Source organism: Mesorhizobium sp. M1088 (assembly GCF_040318575.1).
In the GTDB taxonomy this organism is placed as follows: domain Bacteria; phylum Pseudomonadota; class Alphaproteobacteria; order Rhizobiales; family Rhizobiaceae; genus Mesorhizobium.
This window is the reverse complement of record NZ_JAMYMO010000026.1, coordinates 43,267-64,891: the sequence shown is the minus strand read 5'-3', so window position 1 is coordinate 64,891 and position 21,625 is coordinate 43,267. Positions and strand designations below refer to the sequence as shown.

General features: G+C 62.1%; 18 protein-coding genes. 10 read left to right on the top strand and 8 right to left on the bottom strand.

Annotation, left to right across the window (positions count from 1 at the left end):
* Positions 1-2: 2 nt before the first annotated feature.
* A complete protein-coding gene (locus NKH49_RS24040) occupies positions 3-3,014 on the bottom strand; it encodes a caspase family protein (RefSeq protein ID WP_352928200.1) in 3,012 nt (1,003 codons plus the stop codon).
* A 150-nt stretch (positions 3,015-3,164) separates the two neighbouring features.
* Here NKH49_RS24040 and NKH49_RS24035 point away from each other — a divergent pair, with 150 nt between their 5' ends.
* From NKH49_RS24035 to NKH49_RS24020, 4 genes are all read left to right on the top strand, one after another.
* Complete coding sequence (locus NKH49_RS24035; protein ID WP_352928197.1) at positions 3,165-4,115, top strand: AEC family transporter; 951 nt, start codon at positions 3,165-3,167, stop codon at positions 4,113-4,115.
* Between the two features lie 190 nt (positions 4,116-4,305).
* Positions 4,306-5,763 (top strand): NAD-dependent succinate-semialdehyde dehydrogenase, encoded by a 1,458-nt coding sequence (locus tag NKH49_RS24030; RefSeq protein WP_352539695.1) that lies wholly within the window; start codon positions 4,306-4,308, stop codon positions 5,761-5,763.
* Positions 5,764-5,843: 80 nt separating this feature from the next.
* Positions 5,844-6,869, top strand: a complete 1,026-nt coding sequence (locus NKH49_RS24025; protein ID WP_254818213.1) for an aldose epimerase family protein — start codon at positions 5,844-5,846, stop codon at positions 6,867-6,869.
* Positions 6,870-7,210: 341 nt separating this feature from the next.
* Entirely contained in the window at positions 7,211-8,968 is a 1,758-nt protein-coding gene (locus tag NKH49_RS24020; RefSeq protein ID WP_352928194.1) for an adenylate/guanylate cyclase domain-containing protein, read from the top strand.
* Between the two features lie 354 nt (positions 8,969-9,322).
* On the opposite strand, the gene NKH49_RS24015 is transcribed toward NKH49_RS24020, so the two are convergent.
* The 5 genes from NKH49_RS24015 to NKH49_RS23995 form a co-directional block, all read right to left on the bottom strand.
* Positions 9,323-10,243 carry a phosphorylase family protein gene (locus NKH49_RS24015; RefSeq protein WP_352500914.1) on the bottom strand — a complete coding sequence of 307 codons (921 nt, stop codon included), beginning with the start codon at positions 10,241-10,243 and terminating at the stop codon, positions 9,323-9,325.
* A 14-nt stretch (positions 10,244-10,257) separates the two neighbouring features.
* Positions 10,258-11,049, bottom strand: coding sequence for an ABC transporter permease (locus tag NKH49_RS24010; protein WP_352928192.1), 792 nt, complete (start codon positions 11,047-11,049; stop codon positions 10,258-10,260).
* A complete protein-coding gene (locus tag NKH49_RS24005) occupies positions 11,042-11,929 on the bottom strand; it encodes an ABC transporter permease (protein WP_352500912.1) in 888 nt (295 codons plus the stop codon). The genes NKH49_RS24010 and NKH49_RS24005 overlap by 8 nt, the downstream gene beginning before the upstream one ends.
* Positions 11,926-12,963 (bottom strand): ABC transporter ATP-binding protein, encoded by a 1,038-nt coding sequence (locus tag NKH49_RS24000; protein ID WP_352501102.1) that lies wholly within the window; start codon positions 12,961-12,963, stop codon positions 11,926-11,928. Before NKH49_RS24000 ends, NKH49_RS24005 begins: the two co-directional genes overlap by 4 nt.
* 126 nt (positions 12,964-13,089) lie before the next feature.
* Positions 13,090-14,130, bottom strand: coding sequence for an ABC transporter substrate-binding protein (locus NKH49_RS23995; RefSeq protein ID WP_023676450.1), 1,041 nt, complete (start codon positions 14,128-14,130; stop codon positions 13,090-13,092).
* A 146-nt stretch (positions 14,131-14,276) separates the two neighbouring features.
* Here NKH49_RS23995 and NKH49_RS23990 point away from each other — a divergent pair, with 146 nt between their 5' ends.
* Positions 14,277-15,326: a LacI family DNA-binding transcriptional regulator gene (locus NKH49_RS23990; protein WP_352928188.1), complete on the top strand. Its 1,050-nt coding sequence runs from the start codon at positions 14,277-14,279 to the stop codon at positions 15,324-15,326.
* Positions 15,327-15,338: 12 nt separating this feature from the next.
* Here NKH49_RS23990 and NKH49_RS23985 read toward each other — a convergent pair whose 3' ends face one another.
* Positions 15,339-15,923: a TetR/AcrR family transcriptional regulator gene (locus NKH49_RS23985; protein WP_352451959.1), complete on the bottom strand. Its 585-nt coding sequence runs from the start codon at positions 15,921-15,923 to the stop codon at positions 15,339-15,341.
* Positions 15,924-16,030: 107 nt separating this feature from the next.
* Between NKH49_RS23985 and NKH49_RS23980 the strand changes: the two genes are divergently transcribed.
* The 3 genes from NKH49_RS23980 to NKH49_RS23970 all read left to right on the top strand — a co-directional run bounded on the left by NKH49_RS23980 (position 16,031) and on the right by NKH49_RS23970 (position 18,887).
* A complete protein-coding gene (locus NKH49_RS23980; protein WP_352539699.1) occupies positions 16,031-16,846 on the top strand; it encodes an oxidoreductase in 816 nt (271 codons plus the stop codon).
* Between the two features lie 86 nt (positions 16,847-16,932).
* Positions 16,933-17,880, top strand: a complete 948-nt coding sequence (locus NKH49_RS23975) for an alpha/beta fold hydrolase (protein WP_352831010.1) — start codon at positions 16,933-16,935, stop codon at positions 17,878-17,880.
* A gap of 5 nt (positions 17,881-17,885) precedes the next feature.
* Positions 17,886-18,887 carry an NADP-dependent oxidoreductase gene (locus tag NKH49_RS23970; protein WP_352928185.1) on the top strand — a complete coding sequence of 334 codons (1,002 nt, stop codon included), beginning with the start codon at positions 17,886-17,888 and terminating at the stop codon, positions 18,885-18,887.
* On the opposite strand, the gene NKH49_RS23965 is transcribed toward NKH49_RS23970, so the two are convergent.
* Positions 18,880-19,809 carry a sugar kinase gene (locus NKH49_RS23965; protein ID WP_352928182.1) on the bottom strand — a complete coding sequence of 310 codons (930 nt, stop codon included), beginning with the start codon at positions 19,807-19,809 and terminating at the stop codon, positions 18,880-18,882. The genes NKH49_RS23970 and NKH49_RS23965 overlap by 8 nt on opposite strands.
* 157 nt (positions 19,810-19,966) lie before the next feature.
* Here NKH49_RS23965 and NKH49_RS23960 point away from each other — a divergent pair, with 157 nt between their 5' ends.
* Entirely contained in the window at positions 19,967-20,413 is a 447-nt protein-coding gene (locus NKH49_RS23960; protein WP_352470464.1) for a FixH family protein, read from the top strand.
* A gap of 7 nt (positions 20,414-20,420) precedes the next feature.
* The gene (locus NKH49_RS23955; protein ID WP_352928179.1) at positions 20,421-21,620 is read left to right on the top strand and encodes a cytochrome-c peroxidase; all 1,200 of its coding nucleotides are present in this window, start codon (positions 20,421-20,423) and stop codon (positions 21,618-21,620) included.
* The last annotated feature ends 5 nt before the right edge of the window (positions 21,621-21,625 follow it).

Sequence of the window (21,625 nt, the reverse complement as noted above, 5' to 3'; positions counted from 1 at the left end):
GCCTATTTCTTCGCTATCTGCTTCTTCACCAGATCGATCTTGCGGTCGGTCAGCGGGATCGGGAGTGTGTAGCCGGCTTCGGTAAAGCCCTGCTTGGCGTTTTCGAAGAATTCGATCGCCTTTTGGTATTCGGCATTGCCGCCGCCATAGCTGCCGCGGTTCCAGTGGACGTCGCCGAGATTGTTCTGCTCGAAGGCCCATTGCATCGGCTGGCTTTCGCGGGTGAAGACCTTGAGCGTTGCCTCGAAGGCGGCTTCGGCTTCGTCCAGATATTTGCCGGTGCGTTCGAGATTGCCGAGATTGATCAGGCTCATGCCGATGCCGTTCTGCGCGTTTGCCCAGTCGACGGGCGAGGTCTCGAAGGTCAGCACCTCCAGCGCTGCCCGGCGCGCGGCGATCGATGCGGCCAGTTTGCCGGGATCGGCCTCGCTCATGCTCAGCCATTGCAGCGCCGAGCCGAGGCCGGCCTGCGCCAGTGCCCATTGCCGCGGCGTCGTCTCGCGCTTGTATTCGCGCAGTGCATCGCGATAGGCCTCGATCGCCGCCTCGTAATGCACCGGCTTGTCGGTCACGCCGCCGAGCAGTTGCAGCGTGTTGCCGAGATTGTAGTGGGTCATCGCCCAGTCGAGCGGAAACTCCTTTTTGGTATAGACGCGCCGTGCCGCCCGGTATGCAGCAGCCGACTGCTCAAGCCTGGCAGGATCGCGCGTGCGCTGGCCGAGCGTCTGGTAGATCGAGCCGAGATTGTTCTCCGCCGAAGCCCAATCCGTCGGAAAACGTTGGCGTGTAAATATGGTCAGCGCGTCGCCATAGGCGGCAGCCGCCTCTTCGAGCAGGCCGGTGCCGAGATCGAAACGGGCAGCACTGCTCAGCGCGTTACCCAGATTGAGACGGCTGCTCGCCCACGAGAGCGGGAAGGTATCGCGTGTGCGGATTTCGAGCGCGGCGCGGAAGGCGTCGGCTGCCTCGTCGATTTTTGCCTTGTCGTTGCGTTGCGTGCCCAGAGACACCAGCGTATTGCCGAGGTTGTTCTGGACCATCGCCCACTGAACGGGCGCCTTTTCGCGCGTGTATTCTTCAAGCGCCAGCCGGTAGGCGGCCTCGGCCTCGGTCAGGCGCTCGCCGTCCGGTTCGCGCTCCGAAAGCGCGTAAAGCGCAAGGCCAAGGTTGCTTTGCGAGGCGGCCCAATCCAGCGGGACTTTGTCGCGCGGCCGCTTCTCCAGCGTGGCGCGCATCGCCACCACCGCCTCGTTCAGGCGTTTCGGGTCGCTCTGGCGTTCGCCGATCTTCAACAGCACATTGGCCAGGTTATTCTGGGCGGCCGCCCAGTTGAGATCATCCTTCTCGCGCTCGAACACGGCAAGCGAATCGCGAAAGATGTTCGCTGCCTCTTCCAGCCGGTCGATTTGGCGCTCGCGCTCGCCGATCGTCTGCAGCACCACCGCCATGTTGTTGCGGGTGATCGCCCAGTCGCGGTTCTGCTCGCCGTTGGGGATGAAGTTCAGGATGACGCGGTAGGCCTCGATGGCGTGCTGCAGCGCTTGCCTGTCGCCGGTGGCGTTGCCATGCGCGTTAAGCGCTTCCGCCTCCTGGTTCTTGTAGTTCCAGCGCAGCCTGTCGTCCCATTTCTCGACCAGCGAGAAGGCCTTGCCGTAATCGTTGGCGGCCGACAGATAGTCGAAGACCAGCGCCGAAGCGTCGGCGCGCCTGGCATAGATCGCCGCGTCGGCAAGACGCTTCTGCCTGACCAGATCCTCTGCCCGATCGACCACGCCGCTGGCCTGCTCGACCCGGCCCACCGCCTGGTCGAGGAAGTTGCGCGCGGTGACGATGGCGCCCTGGCCGATCGCCTTGTCGGCCGAGGCGACGAGGCGGCTGATCTCGGGGTCGTCGGTGCGCAGGGCGTTGCGTTCGGTGATCAACTTCTTCAGGCGCTCGGCCTGGGCGTCGAGCAGCTTTTGCAGGTCGGTGGGGTCCTCCGGCATGTTTTCGGTGCCGAGCGCCTTCAGCACGCCATAAAGCGCGTCGAGCGGCACGCCGTCCTGCAGCGAGGCCAGTTCGACCTGTACCCGCTTGGGGTCAGGCAACTCGGCGATCGTCAGCAGCAATTGCCGCCGCTCGCCGGTGATCAGGCCGTCGTCGCCGGTCGGCTCCTGCGGTGCAACGCCGAAATAGAGCAGCCGGCGCAGGCTTTCATTGACCCATGGCCGCTGCTTTGCCTTGGTGTCGAGATAGACCTCCTCTGTCACCATGCGCATGACCGAGCCGAACTCGGTGCCCTTCATCGCCGCGAGATGGCGCAGAAGTGCCGCTGCGTAGGGGCTGTTTTCGCCGACGATGCCATCGAGTGCCGGCCGCCCCGGCTCGGCGGCAAAGCCGATCACCGTTCCCAGATTTTCCGTCGCGGTCGCGTTTGCCAGTGCCCTGGCACCGCGCACCGGCTCCAGGCCACCGGCGCCAATCGGCGAGGCCGAGGCCGTGGGCGCCCGGCGCAGCACCGCATCCGCCGGAAACGGGTTGGTGCGGCAGGCATCGAGCAGCATGATCGTTACCGGCACGGTCGTCTTCAATTCGTCCATGACGGTGGAGATCGGCACCAGGGCCTGATCGGCGTCCTTCAATGAAGAAACATCGGCGTCGACCGGCACCAGATAGTTTTCGCCGCCGGCCTCGATGCCGTGGCCGGAATAGTAGATCAAGGCGATGTCGGCGTCCTCTGCATCCTCGGCGAAACGCTCGAGGTCGCGCTTCAGCTTTGCCGTGTCGCGGTCGGTGACGCTGCGCGCCTCGAAGCCGAGATCGGTCAGCATCTTGGCGATGTCGCGGGCGTCGTTGGCGGGGTTGGGGAGCGCCGCTATGTGCTGGTATTTCGACTGGCCGACAATCAGCGCCACGCCCTTGAGGCTCGCCGGCTCCGCGGCATGAGCCGAGGTCACCACGAGGCAAAGCATGGCGCCGACGAAAGCCGTCAGCCACGCCTGCTTGAAGAAGTGCTGATTTCCGACAGCGCCCATTCGCCGCGTTTCCCCCCAACAACCCTGTATAGCGCTGGCATCCAACCATGAGCAAATTCGGGTAAGATCCGAGCGGCCGGATTGTTGGCCGGTACATTCGCGAGGGAAGGGCGATTGCGCCGCCGCCGAGCCTCGCCTATCACGGGAAAAATGTCTCCGCTTACCGAAACCGTCCTCTTCGTTTTCAGTCTTGTCGGGCTCGGCTATCTTGCCGGGTTCACCGGCTATTTGAAGCCGGCGAGCGGCGAGGGCGTATCCGAATTCGCCATCAACGTGGCAATGCCGCTTTTACTGTTCCAGACCATGGTAAAGGCTGATTTCCACGGCGTGGCGCCGTGGTCGCTGTGGGGCGCCTATTTCGCGGCAGTGGCGCTTACCTGGGCTGCCGGCCATCTGGTCATTACGCGCATCTTCGGGCGGGACGCCCGCGCTGGCGTCGTCGGCGGCGTGTCGTCGTCCTACTCCAACGTTGTCCTCCTCGGCGCGCCCTTCATCATCGGCGTGTTCGGGCCGGCCGGGTTCGAAGTGCTGTCACTGCTCGTTTCCATTCACCTGCCGGTGATGATGATGGCCTCGATCATCCTTTTCGAGATGTTCGGCCGCGGCGGCAGCGAGCCTGTGCATCCGCTCCGCGTCGTCAGGAGCTTTCTCAGGCGGGTATTCATCAATCCGCTGATCATCGGCATACTGGCCGGGCTGGCGTGGCGCTTCACCGGTGCGCCGCTGCCGGTGCTTGCGACGCGGCTGAGCGACGCGCTGGCCGGCACGGCCGCCCCGGTGGCGCTGTTCGCCATGGGTCTCAGCCTGCGCCGTTTCGGCATTTCTGGCAATGTAAGGCCGGCGATGGCGCTGTCGGCGCTGAAACTGTTCCTGATGCCGGCGCTGGTTCTCGGCCTGGTCTGGCTGATCGGCCTGCCGCCATTGACGGCCAAGGTGGCGGTCATGGTTGCGGCGTTGCCGTCCGGCATCAATTCCTATCTCATCGCGGTGCAGTTCAACACCGGCCAGGCGCTGGCGTCGAACCAGATGACCATCGCCACCGCCTGTGCGGTCGTGACCACTGCGTTTTGGCTGACAGTGGTCGTCCATATTTTTGGATAAGAACCCGGTTTTTGGATAAGAACCCGGCTGCATCGCCTCTCGCTTTGGCTGGCCCAAACCCTATATGCCATCTTGTGATTGCTTGCGGGGCTTGCCCTGGGCTAAGAGCAGTGGCTCTAGCGATGCTATCGCGCACGTCCATTCACGAAATCAGCGACCGGCCCGCCAGGTGCCGAACGGAGGCGAGATCATGCTTCAGAAGACCAGCCATTTCATGCGGCAGGCCAATCTCATCAATGGCGAATGGGTGCAGGCCGATTCAGGCCAGACGGTCGACGTCAACAATCCTGCCACCGGCCTCAAGATAGGCACGGTGCCGAAGTCGGGCAAGGCCGAGACCCGCCGCGCCATCGAAGCCGCCGATGCGGCCTTCCAGACATGGCGCAAGACCACCGCGCTCGAACGCTCGAAGCTGTTGCGCAAGCTGCACGACGCGATGATGGATAATCAGGACGTGTTGGCCGAACTGCTGACCATCGAACAGGGCAAGTCGCTGTTCGAATCGAAGGGCGAGATCGGCTCGGCCGCGTCCTACATATTGTGGTTCGCCGAAGAAGGCCGCCGCACCTATGGCGACGTCGTGCCGTCGCCCTGGGCGGACCGCCGTATCCTGGTGACCAAGGAACCGGTCGGCGTCATCGCCGCCATCACACCGTGGAATTTCCCATCCTCGATGCTGGCCCGCAAGCTTGGCCCGGCGCTTGCCGCCGGCTGTACCGCCGTGGTCAAGCCGGCGTCGCAGACGCCTTATTCCGGCCTTGCCTGGGGCGCGCTTGCCGAGGAAGTCGGCTTCCCTAAAGGCGTAATCAATATCCTGACCGGCGCCGCCGGTGAGATCGGCGACGAGATCTGCGCCAACCCGCTGGTCAAGAAGATCACCTTCACCGGCTCGACGGAGGTCGGCAAGATCCTGATCCAGAAGTCGTCGGTGACGGTCAAGAAAGTGTCGATGGAGCTCGGCGGCAACGCGCCGTTCATCGTCTTCGATGACGCCGATCTCGAGCGGGCCGTCGCCGGCGCCATCACCGCCAAGTACCGCAATTCCGGCCAGACCTGCGTCTGCACCAACCGCTTCCTGGTGCAGGCCGGCATCTACGACCGGTTTGTCGAAAAGCTGGCTGCTGCGAGCAACGGGCTGAAGGTCGGTTCCGGCCTCGAGGAAGGCGTCCAGCAGGGACCGCTGATCGACGAAAAGGCGGTGGAGAAGGTCGAGGAGCTGATTGCCGACGCTACCGCCAAGGGCGGCAAGGTCGTCGCCGGCGGCAAGCGCCACGCGCTCGGCGGCTCGTTCTTCCAGCCGACGGTGATCGCCAATGCGACGCCGAAGATGCGCTTCATGAAGGAAGAAATCTTCGGCCCGGTGGCGCCGGTATTCAAGTTCGAGACCGAGGAAGAGGCCGTGGCACTCGCCAACGACACCGAGTTCGGGCTGGCCTGCTACTTCTACACCGGCGATCTCGGCCGCGCCTTCCGGGTCATGGAAGGGCTCAAATACGGCATGGTCGGCGTCAATGAAGGGCTCATCACCACCCCTGAGGCGCCGTTCGGCGGCGTCAAGGAATCGGGCCTCGGTAAGGAAGGCGGCCATCAGGGCATCGAGGACTATCTCGACACCAAATATGTCTGCATCGGCGGACTTGGTCTCTAGAAGCCTGATGCGGTAATACCGAAGAAGACCCTGAGCCGCTTCGAAAGGCCAGGCTGGCATCGATCAATGAACTTGCGAGCATGGCAATGAAGGACGGCGAGGTTTTCGGCACGACGCAGGCGGGCGAGGCCGTCCGCCGCTTCACCATCCGTGGCGGCGGCCTCACCGCCAACATCATCGGGCTGGGTGCGATCATCCAGGATCTGCGTCTGGCCGGGCACGACGCGCCGCTGGTGCTCGGCTATGATCGTTTCGAGCACTATGAGACGGATACCGCCTTCTTCGGCACCGTCGTCGGGCGCTATGCCAACCGTATCCGCGACGGCCGCTTCACGCTTGCCGGCAAACGCTATCAGACTGAGCGCAATTTCCTCGAAAAGCACACGCTGCATGGCGGTTCGCAAGGTTTTTCGCGCCGGGCCTGGGCGGTTTCGCTGCATGGCAGGGATTTTGTCACGCTGACCCTGCACGACCCGGACGGCACGATGGGCTTTCCCGGCGCGCTCGACGTGACCTGCACCTACCGGCTCAAGATCCCGGGCACGCTCAGCGTCGAACTGACCGCCACCTGCGAGGAGCCGACGCTCTGCAACCTCACCCAGCATTCCTATTTCAACCTGGATGACGGCGGCGCCGGCGACATTCTCGATCACCGGCTGATGCTGAATGCCGGCGCCTATCTGCCGGTCGACGCGGATCTCATTCCGACAGGCACGGTAAAGCCGGTCGACGGCACGCCCTTCGACTTTCGCCAGGCGCGGCCGCTGCGCATGGAGACCGAGGGCGAACAGCTCCCCTATGACCAGAATTTCTGCCTCGCCTCGACGCGCGGGCCGCTGAAGCAGGCGTCGTGGGCGCAAGGCGCGAATTCCGGCGTCGAGATGGAGCTCTGGACCACCGAGCCAGGTGTCCAGCTCTATACCGGCCAGTATCTGGCACCGTCCTCGCCTGGACTGGGCGGGCGTCAATACAAGGCCTTTTCGGGCTTTTGCCTGGAGCCGCAAATCTGGCCGGATGCGCCGAACCGGCCGTATTTCCCGCAAGCCACGCTGTGGCCCGGGCAGATCTACCATCACGTGACCGAATACCGGTTCAGGCTGCCTTAGGGCGGGACCCCCCGGAAACCGGCATGGTTTTGCTGCGCTGACCTCCGGTTCGGAAAGGGTCATGCAAAATTCAAAGTGTTATAGCGTCCTTTGCGCGTCCAATGACGCGCGGCGCACTGGAGTCAAAACGCAATCACTCTGAACGACCGACTTCGAACTCTCTTGGACCTTTGACGCCGAGAGCCCTGACGACGCAAGTTGACCCTTATCCGACATTCGGGCTCTCATGCAGCAAAGTACACAGACCTGAAAAGCTGTCTTTCAGGGGCGGCGGCAATGGCATCAACCTGCGACCTGCTGTAAGCTTGGAAAGCGGGTAACAATCCGCGAAGGATTGGGGGATGGAACGTCATCTCGCAGCCGTCCTGATTGCCGATGTCGTCGGCTATGGCCGCTTGAGCCAGATCGACGACGAGGGTACGCGTGCGCTTTTCCGAACCGACCTGAACGAAGTATTCAAGCCAAGGATCGCTGCGCACCATGGTCGACTGGTGAAAACCATGGGAGATGGGATGTTGGTCGAGTTCCACAGTGTGGTCGACGCCCTACGCTGCGCGGTCGAAATCCAGCAACAGAAGGCGGAGGTGAACGTTTTCACGAAGCCAGAACGGCGGCTTGATTTCCGCATCGGCATCAATCTGGGCGATGTTATCGTTGAGGGTGACGACATCCACGGTGACGCGGTGAACATCGCCGATCGGCTGCAAGGGCTGGCGGAACCTGGAGGAATCGCGATTTCCGCCACCGCCTGCGACCATGTGAGGGGAAAGGTGCCGATCGGCTTTGCCTCACTCGGCGTGCAGAAAATGAAAAGTATCGCCGAACCGGTTCGCGTGTACCGTGTCTTGATCGACCCCGCTACTGCGGGCAAGATCGTCGGTGCCAAACCACGCCTTTCTTCCGGCGACGACAGTAAGCCGCCGGTAATTGCGGTTTTGCCGTTCGAAAACCTGAGCGCCGACGACGGCTGGACGCGGCTGGCAGACGGCCTGTCGGCCGACATGATCGGCGACCTAGCGCGCTATCCCGACCTTGCGGTCATTTCGCGCCAGACCATGCAGTCCTATCGGGGACGGGCGAGCGACACACGCTCGGTTGGACGGGAACTGAACGCCGATTACCTGCTGGAAGGCACCCTCCAGGCGATCGGACAGCGTGTCCGCGTCGCGGTGCAGCTGGTCGACACCCGGACCGGAGCCAACCTTTGGTCGGCGCGGTTCGACGAGTCGACCGATGATTTTTTTCTCATGCAGGACAGCATCACACAGAACGTTATCAACGCCCTGGCAGGCACTTTCGGCAAGCTCGCCAATCTCGGGCGTGAGGTGGCTCGGCGGAAGCCTCCCTCGAGCCTGGGTGCTTACGACTGCTATCTACTCGGGGTGGAACTGCACGACAGATTCACGACCGATGCGAGGGCAGAAGCCATACGCATGCTGTCCCGCGCCGTGGAACTCGACCCCGGCTTCGCGCGGGCCTGGATGACGTTGGGATTGGCACATGCGGTCGATGCCTTCAATGCCTTCACGCCAGATTCAGCCGCTTCGGTCGAGCGCTGGCGAGAATGCGTGGAAAAGGCTCTGGCGCTCGACCCTACCGATCCGATGACGCGCCTTTACATGGGCGCTCTCCGCGCCATTGACGGCGATATCAGCGGGGCCGCAGAGGAATACGACCGGGCGCTGGCCCTGGCACCCAATGACGCCGATGTGCTGTCGATGCTCGCCTCAAGCCGAGCTCTCGTGTGTGGAAATCCGGAAGAAGGCTGTGCTCTCGCCGAACGGGCGCTTCGCCTCAATCCGCAGGCTCCGAGTTGGTACTACGCGCAGCTCGCCCGGGCGCGGTTCGTCGCCGGTCGCTATGCCGACAGTCTGTCGTCGCTGTGCCAAAGTCCGCCGGATATTCCCGTCACTCTGATGTTCCGTGCCCTGTGCCACGCGCTGCTCGAAGAGTCGGCGCAGGCGCAGTCGATCGCCAGGCGGATTGCCGTCGAGTTTCCAAGGTTCACCGTCGAGAACTTCATCCGAACCTATCCCGTCACCAATCCTCTGGCCCTCGCTGCGATTAAGGAAGGGGCTCGTCGCGCAGGCATAGCGTAGAGCCGAAAACGGTGCCTAGCTGAGGAGGGGGACGCGCTTCCTGGATATGCCACTTGGTAAGCCGGGCCTCGCTTCCGGCACAGGCTGAAGGTCTGCTTCGTAGCGCTAACTGGGCGCTGGCGTGACCCCTGCTAAGCTTCCGCTCATGGCGCTCTGTGCTCATTCCCGCCGACTAATTCAAACGGCAAGTTCCGCCCATCTGGGCCATTAGCGGCAGCCAGTCTGATTGAGTTTTGACCCTAATCCTCAAACGCCGCCCTCAACATTTCGAACGTCGCAAACACGCCCAATGCAGCGCCCTCGGGATTGTTGGTCGGTGGCAGAGCTTCAGCTATCCGGCGCACCAAGGTCGTCTCAGAACCGGCTGGAGCGTTCTTTCGGCTGAGGCGACTTCAAGCCGTGACAGGAGCATTCCGGATCAGCGGGAAGTCGCGCGGCGGTCTCCAGCGCGACCCGCGAGGCTGTCATGGAGAGACTGGGCAGCACGTCCTCCTGCAGCAATTTCTGGCGATTGCGATCCATGTAGTCGTTGAAGCCCGCCGTCACGAACGCGCAAGGCACGAAACACGCGCCGATCTCGCGCGACAAGGTCGCCTCAGGGGCGATGGAATGGTTGAGTACATCCGCCCCCATGCCCCGATACGCTAAGGCTTCGGCAGGCGTTGTCAGCCGCGGCCCATAACAATGGGCAGCCACCAACTGCTGTTCGATGCCATAAACGCGGCATTCGGCTGGCCAATGACGGCGGGCCGTTTCGACCAGAACCGCCGCACATCTTGGACACACGATTTGCTTGCCCGAACAGTCAAAGCTCTGGCGGTCAGGAAGCAGTGAAAACGGGGTCTGCGTCAGTTCGATGATATCGGCAGTCACCACCATGTCGCCCGGCTGGATCGCCTTGTTGACGGCGCCTACGGTCGAGCAGGCGAGAACTTGCCGTACACCCGCCCGCATCAATACCCAGAACGCGCGGCGATGGCAGGAATGGTCGATACGGTCGCGGGGATTGCCGTGCGAATACATGCACAGCGCGCGTTTTGCTCTCCCTTCGGCTGTGATCGACGCATCGAACTCGAGCAGCTTCCAGTTGTCGGTGCGACCGAAAGGTGTTTCAAAACTCATGTCGCGCCGCAAGGTGCGCACACCATCGAATTCGATATCTTCCGGGAAGGCAAGCCCCCAGTTTGCCGATCCGGTGATGATGGCCAACCCTACCTGAGGGATGTCCGTCGAATGATCCGTCAGATCGTCGGCCGCGTGGTGATTGGTGGGCATGTTTCCAGTCTCGGTCAGGATTTTTGGCGAAGGGTCACAATCAGGACCACGGCCACGACGATGACGGTCCACAATGTCGAGATCGCCGCAATGGTCGGATCGATCTGATCGCGCAGCGACAGGAACATAAGCTTCGGCATCGTGCTGTTGCGACCGCTTGCGATGAAGATCGAAATCACAGACTCGTCGAGCGAAGTCAGGAACGCCATCAATGTCGCTGACAGCAAGCTGATCCGAAGTTGCGGAACGATGATTCCGCCAATGGACCTGGCCCAGTTTGCACCGAGGCTGCGCGCCGCCTGAACCTGGTTCCAGTCAAAGCGGGCGAGAGCGGGTAGCAACACAATGCAGGCGACCGGAACGGCCAGCACCACATGCCCGACCAGCACACCGAATAGCGTTCCGATCAGATGTTGTGCGGCCAACACAAAGAAGAGACCGATCGCAAGCAGGATACCGGGGGTGATCGAGGGGGTCAGCAGGACGCTCTGGATGGCCGCAGCGGTTTTTCCGCCCAGCCGATTCATTGAAATGCAGGCGAGCAGCGCGAAAGGCACCGCGATCAACGCCGTCAACGTCCCAAGGACCAAACTCGTTCTCAGCGCGGCCATCCACGTTGCCGAGCCGAAGAAGTTCTCGTACCAGCGCAACGAGTAGGCGTGCGGCGGAAACTCGACGAGATTCGACGCCGAAAAGGAAAGCGGCACCACCACGAGCGTCGGCAGCATCAGAAATGCCATGACAAGAGCGGCAAAGCTCCAGAGCAAAATGCGGGCGAGCCTGTTTTGCGGATAGGCTTCAAGCATGGGAGGCTTCCACGGTGTTCTGGGCCACCAGACGGCGTGCCGCCAGCAACATCACACCGATCAGCGCCATAAGAACGAGGAGCAGAATGCCCAGGACGCTTGCCGACCCCCAGTCCTGAAAGGTCGATAGTGTACGCTCGATCCGGGTAGAGAGCGGATTTACCTTGCCGCCGCCAAGCACCGCCGGCGTGATGAAAAAACCTATGGCGTAGATGAGGACGATGATCGAACCCGAGAAGATGCCGCCCGCCGAAAGCGGCATAATGACTGTGCGGATGACCTGCCTGAGAGTGGCTCCCATGCTCGCAGCCGCGCGAATGAGATTTGGGTCGATATCGCGCATCGCAGCATAAACAGGCAGCAGAAAAAGTGGCAGCATGTAGTGCACCATGCCGATGAGCGTTCCCGTGAAGTTGTAGACCAGCGGCAATGGCTCCGCCGTCAGGCCTGAACCGGTCAAAGCCGCGTTGATCAGGCCGTCGCGCCGCAAGAGCACGAGCCAACCATAGGTACGCACCAGAATAGAGGTCCACAGCGGCAGCATGACGAACGCCATGAGCACGTTGGCCAACCTTGGTCTGACGCTGGCCAGCGCCAGCGCCAGAGGAGTGCCGAGGAGAATGCAGCCCGCCAGCGTACCCAAGGACAGTTCGAGGGTCGTGACGAGCGCCGACCACGTCAGTCCGCTCGAAAGGACCTTCTGGTAGTTGCCGACGGTGTACTCACCTGCGGTGGTCAGGAAGGATTGCCGGATGATCCAAAGGATGGGCAGTATCGCCGCCAGTCCAACGATGAACAGCGCCGGGAGCGAAAGTGAAAGAAAAAACCGCCGCTCGCGCCGCGCATCCGCCGCGAGCGCCGGGTCCCGGAGGACGATCACGCCATCGCTCCCGGTATCGCGTGAACCTTCGCTGCCGGTGCATATGCGGTCATCCGCTGACCGGCGGCAAGCTCGGCGCAGCCGCCGGCCAGCGCTGCCGGAATGCAGACAAGAACCTCTTGCCCGCCGTCAAGCGCCAGCGTCAAAAGCCAGTTCTCGCCGCGGAACGCTTTGGCGCGCAGTATTCCTTCGAGAGCCACTCCGTCTCCCCCGACGAGCTTCGCATCAAGATGGAAGCTTTCGGCGCGGATCATCAGGGTTTCGCGTGATGCTTCGGCGCCGTCGATTCTGCGCGCTGAGCCCGGGGCCACAATGTTGGCCTCGCCCATGAACTCCGCGACGAAGCGGGTCGATGGACGATCATAAATCCGCTGCGGCGTATCTATCTGCTGGATGCGGCCAGAATTCATCACCGCAATCCTGTCAGACATAATCAGCGCTTCGCGCTGGTCGTGGGTTACATAGATCGTGGTGATCCGTAGATGATCATGCAGACGTCGGATCTCATACTGCATGGTCTCGCGCAGGTTCTTGTCGAGCGCCGACAGCGGCTCGTCCATCAACATCACGCGCGGTTCGAAGACGATAGCCCGCGCCAATGCCACCCGTTGACGTTGGCCGCCGGATAGTGCGGCAATATTGCGCTCCGCCAGACCATCCAGCTTCACGCGGGCCAAGGTATCAAGCGCCCGCTGACGCGCCTCCGCTCTCGGTACCTTGCGCAGCACCAGCGGATACGCGACGTTCGCCAGGACATTCATGTGGGGAAACAAGGCGTAATTCTGGAATACTATGCCGATGTCTCGTTTGTTGGGCGGCAGGCGGGTGATGTCTCGATCGCCCAAGAAAAGTTTACCGGAATCCGGCCGGACAAAACCAGCCAGAGCCATGAGTAACGTGGTCTTGCCCGATCCCGATGGCCCTAGCAGCGTGAGGAATTCGCCAGCCTGAATGTCGAGCGAAACATCATCCAGTGCGACGTAGGACCCATAAGCCTTGTGCACGCTTTCGACGGTGATCGCGAGCGACTTCATCATGTGCTCCAGCCTTAAAGCGCGTCGCGTTCGACTGGCTTCACGCGACGCGCTTTAGGTTTCTTGTTTTCATGCATGTCGTTGTCGCGCTGCACATTTTTGCGCGACATGCGTCAGAGCTGAGAGTCAGCGAGCCATCATTTCATCGAAGGCTCTTTGGGCAGCCTCGCCATTCTTGACCCACCATTCTGAATTGGAAAACACCGAAGTGCCAGCATTTTCAGGCGCGGTCGCAAGGGTCTTCAGACGGTCCTCGGGAATAAGGCCACCCTCATATGCCGCAGGATTGACTGGGCCGTAGGCAATGAAATCGGTCAGCTTGGCAACCCGCGCGGGCTGCGTCATCGCTGCGATGAGCTTCATCGCGGCTTCCTTGTTCGGCGCTCCCTTCGGCACCCCAAGACAGTCCGTGCCGATGACCGAACCCTTGAACGTGTAGTCAGCCGCGCCGCCATCTGCTTTCACGGTTTGGGCGCGTCCGTTCCAGGTAATGACCAAATCCGCCTCACCGTCTTTCAGCAACTGCGCGGACTGGGCGCCCGAGGTCCACCACACGGCGACATCTGGTTTGATCGCTTCAAGCCGCTTGATGGCGCGCTCTAGCCCTTCCGGGGTGCTGAGCACGGAATAGACGTCCGCCGGTGCCACGCCATCGGAGAGCAGCGCGATCTCGATCGAGTCTTGCGCATTGGCGCGCAACGCGCGACGGCCAGAAAATTTGGCAACATCCCAGAATTCCGCCCACGTCTTCGGCGGGTTCTCGCCATAGGTCTTGGTGTTCCACGACATGACGGTGCCATAGGAGTCAAACGGATAGCAGTAGTCGGACTTTGCACCCTCCGGCACGGATTTCGGATCGATGATCTTGTAGTCGAGTGGCTCCAGCAGCGATTGTGCGGCCGCCTGGGCACCTTCCGGTGAGCCCAGGTGAATGACGTCGGTCGTGACCGCACCCGAGGTGACCTGCATCTTCAAGGCGGCCAGGCCGTCGCTTAGGGTCTCCTCGCGGACGTCATAGCCAAGCTCTTTTGCAGCCGGGCCCCACATGGCCTCCTTCATGGCGTTACCATAATCGCCACCTGCGGTCGTGATGGTGACCGTCTGCGCATGAACGGGCAGGGCAGCCGAGATTGCGAATGCTGTTAAGGAAATGCGTAGCCAGGACATAGGTTCTCCTCCCCAACTTTATCAAACATCGCTCAAAAGAGCCATTATTTTGTAATCGTAACGTTACGATTGCATCTCAATGCACTGGAGTCAAGCTGCTTCCTGCGGGAGTTTCGATTGACCGGGATGTCGAATTCGGTAACGTTATGGCGGTCAGCAAATCAGCCGGCGCTTTCGCAAATGAAGTCGGGCGAACAATGGCCAATCTAAAGCAGATCGCCGCGGAACTTTCCCTCTCGGTGACCACGGTTTCCCGCGCTCTGAAGGATGGGCCGGAGGTGCAGCCCTCGACCATAGCCCGCGTCAAGGAGGCGGCCAAGCGGGTCGGCTATCTACCAAATCATCATGGTCGCGCGCTCAAAACCGGTCGAACGCAGACGCTGACGGCAGTACTCCCGATGGAAACACGAGACCATCTGTCCGATCTATTAAAGCTTCCTTTAATCGAAGGCATGACGCTGGCGGCGCGGCAAGCCGGTTATAGTCTGTCCATCTATTCCACCACTCCCGACGACGATCCCGTTGAGAGTGTGCAGCGGCAGCTTCAGGCGCACAGCGCAGACGGCCTGGTCATCACGCGCCTGGTGTCGGCTGATCCGCGCGTCAAGCTGCTGCTGGATAAACGCATGCCGTTCGTCGCGTTTGGAAGAACCGACCTGGATATCGCGTATCCTTACGTCGATGTCGACAATGAACAGATTGCCTATGAGGCGACCCGGCGGCTCATGGATAAGGGCTGTCGACGCATTGCGCTGCAACTTCTCGTTCCGGAGGACCAGGCGAGTGCCGTGCGTCTTTCCGGGTATGGAAGGGCAATGGCCGAGGCTGGTATTCCGATCGACCAATCGTTGATCGGTCATGGCATGTTCACCATGGAATCGAGCGCAGGCTGGTTCGATCGCTTGCTGGCGTCATCAGATCCGCCAACGGGCTTGGCGTGCGCCAACGAACTGGGCCTTCTGGGAGCGTTGCACGCTCTCGGCAAGCGGGGTCTCACACCAGGCCGCGACGTTCACATTGTCACCCGTGACAGCACGCGGCTGGCACGCTTCCTGCCGGCAAAGATCGGAGTTCATTCCGTGGATATGGCGGGTGTTGGACGCAAACTTATCGAAGTCCTGGAGAGCCGGATCATCAATCCGCTTGGGCCGGTGGAGACAGTCTTGGTGCAAGGCAGATTCGAGCCGGCCGAATAGTCCGGGCTGCCCTCAGGAGGCCACCTCGTCTTGAACCGGCCGGATCAGCGCCTTTGCGGCAGCTGCTCCCGCCGCTAGGATACGATCCGATAATTCCGTTCCTTCCACGGCGCGGGCGAGTTGAAGCGCGCCGATGAGCGTTGCAAACATGCCCAACGCAGCGCCCTCGGGATCGTTCGTCTGCGGCAGAGCTTCAGCTATCTGGCGCACCAGGGATTGAGCGCGCTCGGCATAGAGGGCTCGCGTTTCAGGCGGCTGCCGCGCGATTTCCGGCAACAACGCGGCCGAAGCGCAACCCTTTCCAGGATTGTCCCGGTGCTCGGCCGATAGATACGTCTCTATGGCCATTTCCGGACCGCCGGCGGCCAATGCTTCCTGCACTTCATGCGACTGCGCGTCCAAGGCCGCCGCCACGCTTTCACGGACGAGCTCCGCCTTCGACTGGAAGTGCGGATAGAAGGCGCCGTTCGTCAGCCCGGCGTCGCTCATGATGGTTGCCAGCCCGGACGCCGCGATGCCGTCAGATCGAAAACGTTCGGCGGCGACCTCCATGATCCGGCTGCGTGACGCGTCTTTTCGGCCCTTTTCGTAGCGCATGGTCTTTCTTTCCTGTCCTGCTATTGCATTATGCTCATAATCTGATATTACGATCATAATTCAACTCGTGGAAATAAGCTAGACCTCTCGAACCTGGAACATCAAAAATGAATGGGAATTCTGAAAAGACCGCAATCGTGACCGGAGCCTCCTCCGGCATCGGCCGCGCCAGCGCCGAGGCCTTGGCGCGGGCGGGTTTCACTGTCTTCGGGACAAGTCGCCGCAAGACCAGTAATGGTCCGGGCGGAGTGACCATGCTGGCATGCGACGTGACCGATGATGCGGCCGTCAATGCGCTCGTTGCCACCGTGCTCGCGCAGACCGGCCGGATCGACCTCCTGGTCAACAATGCCGGTGTCGGTCTGCTAGGAGGCGCCGAGGAATCCTCGGTCGCCCAGGTACAAGCCCTGTTCGACGTCAATCTGTTCGGCGTCATGCGAATGACCAATGCGGTGTTGCCGTCGATGCGGCGGCGCGGCGAAGGGCGCATCATCAATATCGGCTCGATTCTGGGACTGGTACCCGCGCCATACTCAGCTCATTACTCGGCGGTCAAGCACGCGCTCGAAGGCTATTCGGAATCGCTCGACCACGAGGTGCGCGCCTTCAACGTCCGCGTTTCCGTCATCGAGCCGGCATTCGTCCGCACCGTCTTCGACCAGAACGGCATCGAGCCGGATTCGCTGTTGAAGGAATACGATCGGGCTCGAGCCGGGTTGAAGGCGCTGCTGGGCGATGTGATGCCCAAGGCCGATCGGCCGGAAGTGGTGGCGGATGTGGTTGTCAAGGCAGCGACCGATGCCCGTCCGCGACGGCGCTATACCGCTGGCAAGGCAGCGCGCCAGGTCAGCCTGCTGCGCCGCTTTGCCCCCGCGGGGATTTTCGACAAGAGCCTGCGCAAGCAGTTCCGACTGCCGGTCTGAACAACGGCGAGCCAGAGGATTTCACGCACATGCGACTAGCAACCACAACACATTTGGCCAGGCCCTACGAAACGGAGACGCCAAGCATGACACATAGATCCAATCGGTTGCCGCGTTCACCGGCGTTGTTCCAGGACGTGCCAACGCTCTCGATCGACGTCGGCGGCACAGCCTTTGCTTACAGGGAACTCGGGCCCAGGGCGGGCGTGCCGGTGATCCTGCTCAACCATCTGGCTGCTCAGCTGGACAATTTTGATCCGCGCATCGTCGATGGCCTCGCTGCGACCCGGCGGGTAATTGCCTTCGACAATCGCGGAATCGGTGCTTCGGGTGGCAAAACTCCGTCGACCATTTCCGGCATGGCGCGGGATGCGGTCGCCTTTGTCCGGGCGCTGGGGTTCGAAGAAGTCGATCTCTTCGGCTTTTCACTCGGCGGCTTCGTGGCGCAAGAGATTGTGCTGACCGAGCCCAAGCTTGTGCGCAAACTCATCCTGGCTGGCACGGGGCCGGCCGGTGGGCAAGGCATCGACAAGGTGACGCCGCTGACGATCGTGGACATGATCAAGGGCGCGCTGACTTTTCGGGATCCGAAGTACTATCTCTTCTTCACAAGAACGCCGAATGGGCGCCGCGCCGCAAACGCATTTCTGCAACGGTTGAAAGAGCGCCGGAATAACCGGGACAAGGCGATATCGCTGAGCGCGTTCGGCGCGCAACTCAAGGCGATCAAGGCCTACGGACTCCAGGCGCCACAAGACCTGAGCACCATCCGCATTCCCACTTTGGTTGCGAATGGCGACCAGGACAGGATGGTGCCGAGCAGCAATACCTACGATCTCGCCGGGCGTATCCCGGGGGCGCATCTGGTCATCTATCCGGATGCCGGGCATGGCGGGGTATTTCAGAACCACGCCGCTTTTGTCCCGAAGGCGCTGTCCTTCCTCGAGGCTGAGGCCTTGCCGCAGGGCGGCCATGCAGCTGAAAACGTTCGGCTTGTTTCGTCCCGAACAGCAACAGACATTCTTGGAAAGTAACTGCCATGAAGGCATTCGTTGTCGATAAGTATAATAAAAAGGGCGCCCTGCGGCTGGCCGAAATGCCGGAGCCGGAGCTCCAGGACAGCGATGTCTTGGTCGAGGTCCATGCCGCAGGGGTGAACCTGCTCGATTCCAAGGTCAAAACCGGAGAATTCAAGCTCATCCTGCCCTACCGCCGGCCCTTCATCCTGGGCCACGACGTGGCTGGGAAGGTTATCCGCGTGGGATCGAAAGTCAGCAAGTTCAAGGTCGGCGACGAGATCTATGCGCGGCCGCGCGATGGCCGGATTGGGACATTCGCCGAATTCATTGCCGTGAATGAGGCCGACGTAGCCTTGAAGCCCGAGAATCTCAGTATGGAAGAGGCGGCGTCGATTCCCCTGGTCGGTCTCACCGCCTGGCAGACGCTCATCGAACGGGCAAACCTGAAGAAGGGACAGAAGGTCTTCATTCAGGCTGGTTCCGGCGGCGTCGGGACATTTGCTATTCAGTTGGCCAAGCACCTCGGCGGGACCGTTGCGACAACCGCGAGCGCGGCGAGTGCCGATCTGGTCAAAAGTCTCGGCGCCGATGTCGTCGTCGACTACAGGAAAGACGACTTCGAGAAAGTTCTGTCGGGCTACGATGTCGTTTTGAACAGCCAGGATGCCAAGACACTGGAAAAATCCCTGAGGGTGCTGAAACCGGGTGGCAAGCTCATCTCCATCTCCGGTCCACCGGATGCCGAATTTGCCAGGGAAAAGGGACTGAACTTGATGCTGAGGCTGGTGCTGCGCTTCCTGAGTCGCGGAATTCGGGCCAAAGCCAAGCGCCGCGGCGTGCAGTTTTCGTTCCTGTTCATGTGGGCGCAGGGCGATCAGCTGAGCAAAATCACCGCTCTCATCGAAACCGGCGCGATCCGCCCGGTTGTGGATCGGGTCTTTCCATTCGAAGCGACCAATGACGCCCTGGCCTATGTCGAAACAGGACGCGCCAAGGGCAAGGTCGTCATCAAGGTCAGATAGCGGGTGCCTCGAACGCACCCTTGAGCGTCTCGAACGGCGCCAGGGCGCCGCGCACCTGCACGACGGCGGCGGCGACGCGATGAGCGCGCAGCACGGCTTCTGCCGGGGCATGGCCGGCAAGGCGGGCGGCGAGGTAGGCGCCGTTGAAGGAGTCGCCGGCGCCGGTGGTGTCGACCGGGGTGGCGACGTGCACCGCCGGAACCGATTGCAAGGTTCCGTTTTGCGCGATCAGCGCCGGTTCCTCACCGTTCTTGACGACGACTTCGCCGGCCAGCTTTCGCAGCCGTTCGGCTGTTTTCTGCGGTGTCGTATCACCAAACAGCATCTGCTCGTCGGGAAAGGTCGGGAGCGCGATGTCGGCGACGGCGAGTGCCTCGAGGATCGCGGCCTGCGCGTCCTCGCGCCGGCGCCACAGCCGCGGCCGGTAATTGGGATCGAAGGCAATCAGCGAGCCGGCCACGCGCGCCGTGGCCACGGCCGTCAGCAGTACCTTGCGTGGAGCCTCGTCGAGAATTGCCAAAGTTATACCGGAAAAATAGACAAGCGCCTGGTTTTCAAGGCTTTTCTGCAAAGCGGCTGGGTCCGAAGCCAACTGCCTTGCGGCCGCATCGGTCCGCCAATAGGTGAAAGAACGTTCGGCGCCGGTCAGCGTGATCGCATAGAGGCCGGGGCGGGCGCCCGCTATCACCGGGCTGGCGCCGATGCCGATGCCGTTCTCGGCCAGGAACTTGATCTGGTCGCGTGAGAACGGGTCGTCGCCGAAGGCCGACACATAGGTCGCCGGCCGCTCGCCGCTCAAGGCATGCAGCGCCCATAACGTGTTGAACGTGTCGCCGGCAAAGCCCATGCGCCAGTTCGGCCCGGCCTGGCCCGAAAGCTCGAGCATGCACTCGCCGATCGAGGCGATGCCGTTTCCTGCCATGAAGCACTCCTCCATCCTGCAATTGCGGTGCTGTAGCTTTTTGCAGCCGGCAGCGCCATGCTTGGCGACGGCGGATTCTTGCACTGGGCTCGATTTCCCACAGGGGCGTGGGACGCGATCTGCCCAGCGAAACGTTATCCGCAGAACAGGAATGGGTTTGGCATCGTTATGGCGTTATCTTCTTGGAGGCCTCGGCCTGGCTGCCTTGCTCGCCGGCGTGCTGGCAATCGTCTATCTGACGGCGCCGCATGCACCCCAACCAAGTTCGGACGTCGGCCGTTCCAAGACGACGGCGAACAAGCTGTTCGTGGCGACTTTCGAGCCCGAGAAAGGCGTCATCCGGCAGGGCGAACTGGAATCCTGGCTGCTCACGCTCAAAACCGTCGAGGGTGCGCCGGTGGAAGGTGCTGCGATAACGATTTCCGGCGGCATGCCGCAGCACAAGCACGGTCTGCCGACCAGCCCGCAGGCGACCGATTACCTCGGCGCGGGGCGCTATCGCATCGACGGCGTCAAATTCACGATGAGCGGGTGGTGGCAATTGCATTTTGCCATTTCCGCTGCGGCCGGTTCGGACACTGTCGTCTTCAATGTGGTGCTGTGAGCCACTGATGAGCCGGTTTCCCAGTCTTCTCGCGTTGGTGGTGGTGGCCCTGCTTGCCGGCTGCGGCAGACCGGAGTTTTCCGATGCCGAAAAGCAGACCATCGCCTCGCTGGCACTATCCAAGCTGCCGCCGCTGAAGCCCGACACCACCAATCGCTTCGCCGATGTGCCGGCCGCCGCGGCACTCGGCTCGACGCTGTTCTTCGACACCGGGATGAGCGGCGACGGCACGGTATCGTGCTCGACCTGCCACAAGATCGACCGCCAATTCCAGGACGACTTGCCGCAAGCGATCGCCGTCGGCCGCACCAACCGTCGTACCATGCCGTTGGCCGGCGTCGCGCATGATCCCTGGTTCTTCTGGGACGGGCGGCGCGACAGCCTGTGGGCGCAAGCGCTGACACCGCTCGAAAATCCGCTGGAGCAGGCCGGCAACCGCGCCGCCTTCGCGCATTACATCAAGGCCCGCTTCGGCGAGCGCTACGAGCGCATCTTCGGGCCGCTGCCGGACCTTTCGGGCGTGCCGGCCAATGCCGGCCCGCTCGGCACCGATGCCGAGAAGGCGGCCTGGAACGCCATGCCCGCCAGTCAAGCCGAGGAGGTCAACCGCGTCTTTGCCAACATCGGCAAGGCGATCGCCGCCTTCGAGCGCTCGATCGCGCCGCCGCAGACACGCTTCGACCGCTTCGCCATCGACCTGGCTGCGGGCGCCGAGCCGAAAGGCGACGCCGCCTTTTCGCCGGAGGAAATCCTCGGCCTGAAGCTGTTCATCGGCAAGGCCAATTGCGTGACCTGCCATAACGGCCCGCGTTTTACCGACGGCAGCTTCCACAACACCGGCGTGCCGCCGGTCGCGGGCCTGCCACCGGATCGCGGCCGCGTCGAGGCGGTGGCGCAGGTCGAGGCCGATCCGTTCAACTGTTTCGGCGCCTTTCGCGACGGCGATGCCAGCGCCTGCCGCGAGTTGCGCTTCATGGTCAAGACCGGGCCGGAACTCGTCCGCGCCTACAAGACGCCGTCGCTGCGGGGTGCCGCCACCCGGCCGCCCTACATGCACGCCGGGCAGTTTTCCTCCCTCGACGAGGTGGTGGCGCATTATTCGAAGGCACCGGCAAGCGTCGAGGGCACATCCGAGATCCACCCGCTGCAGCTTTCGGACCGCGAACGCGCGGCGCTGGTGGCGTTTTTGAAGACACTGGCGGAGTGAGGGCG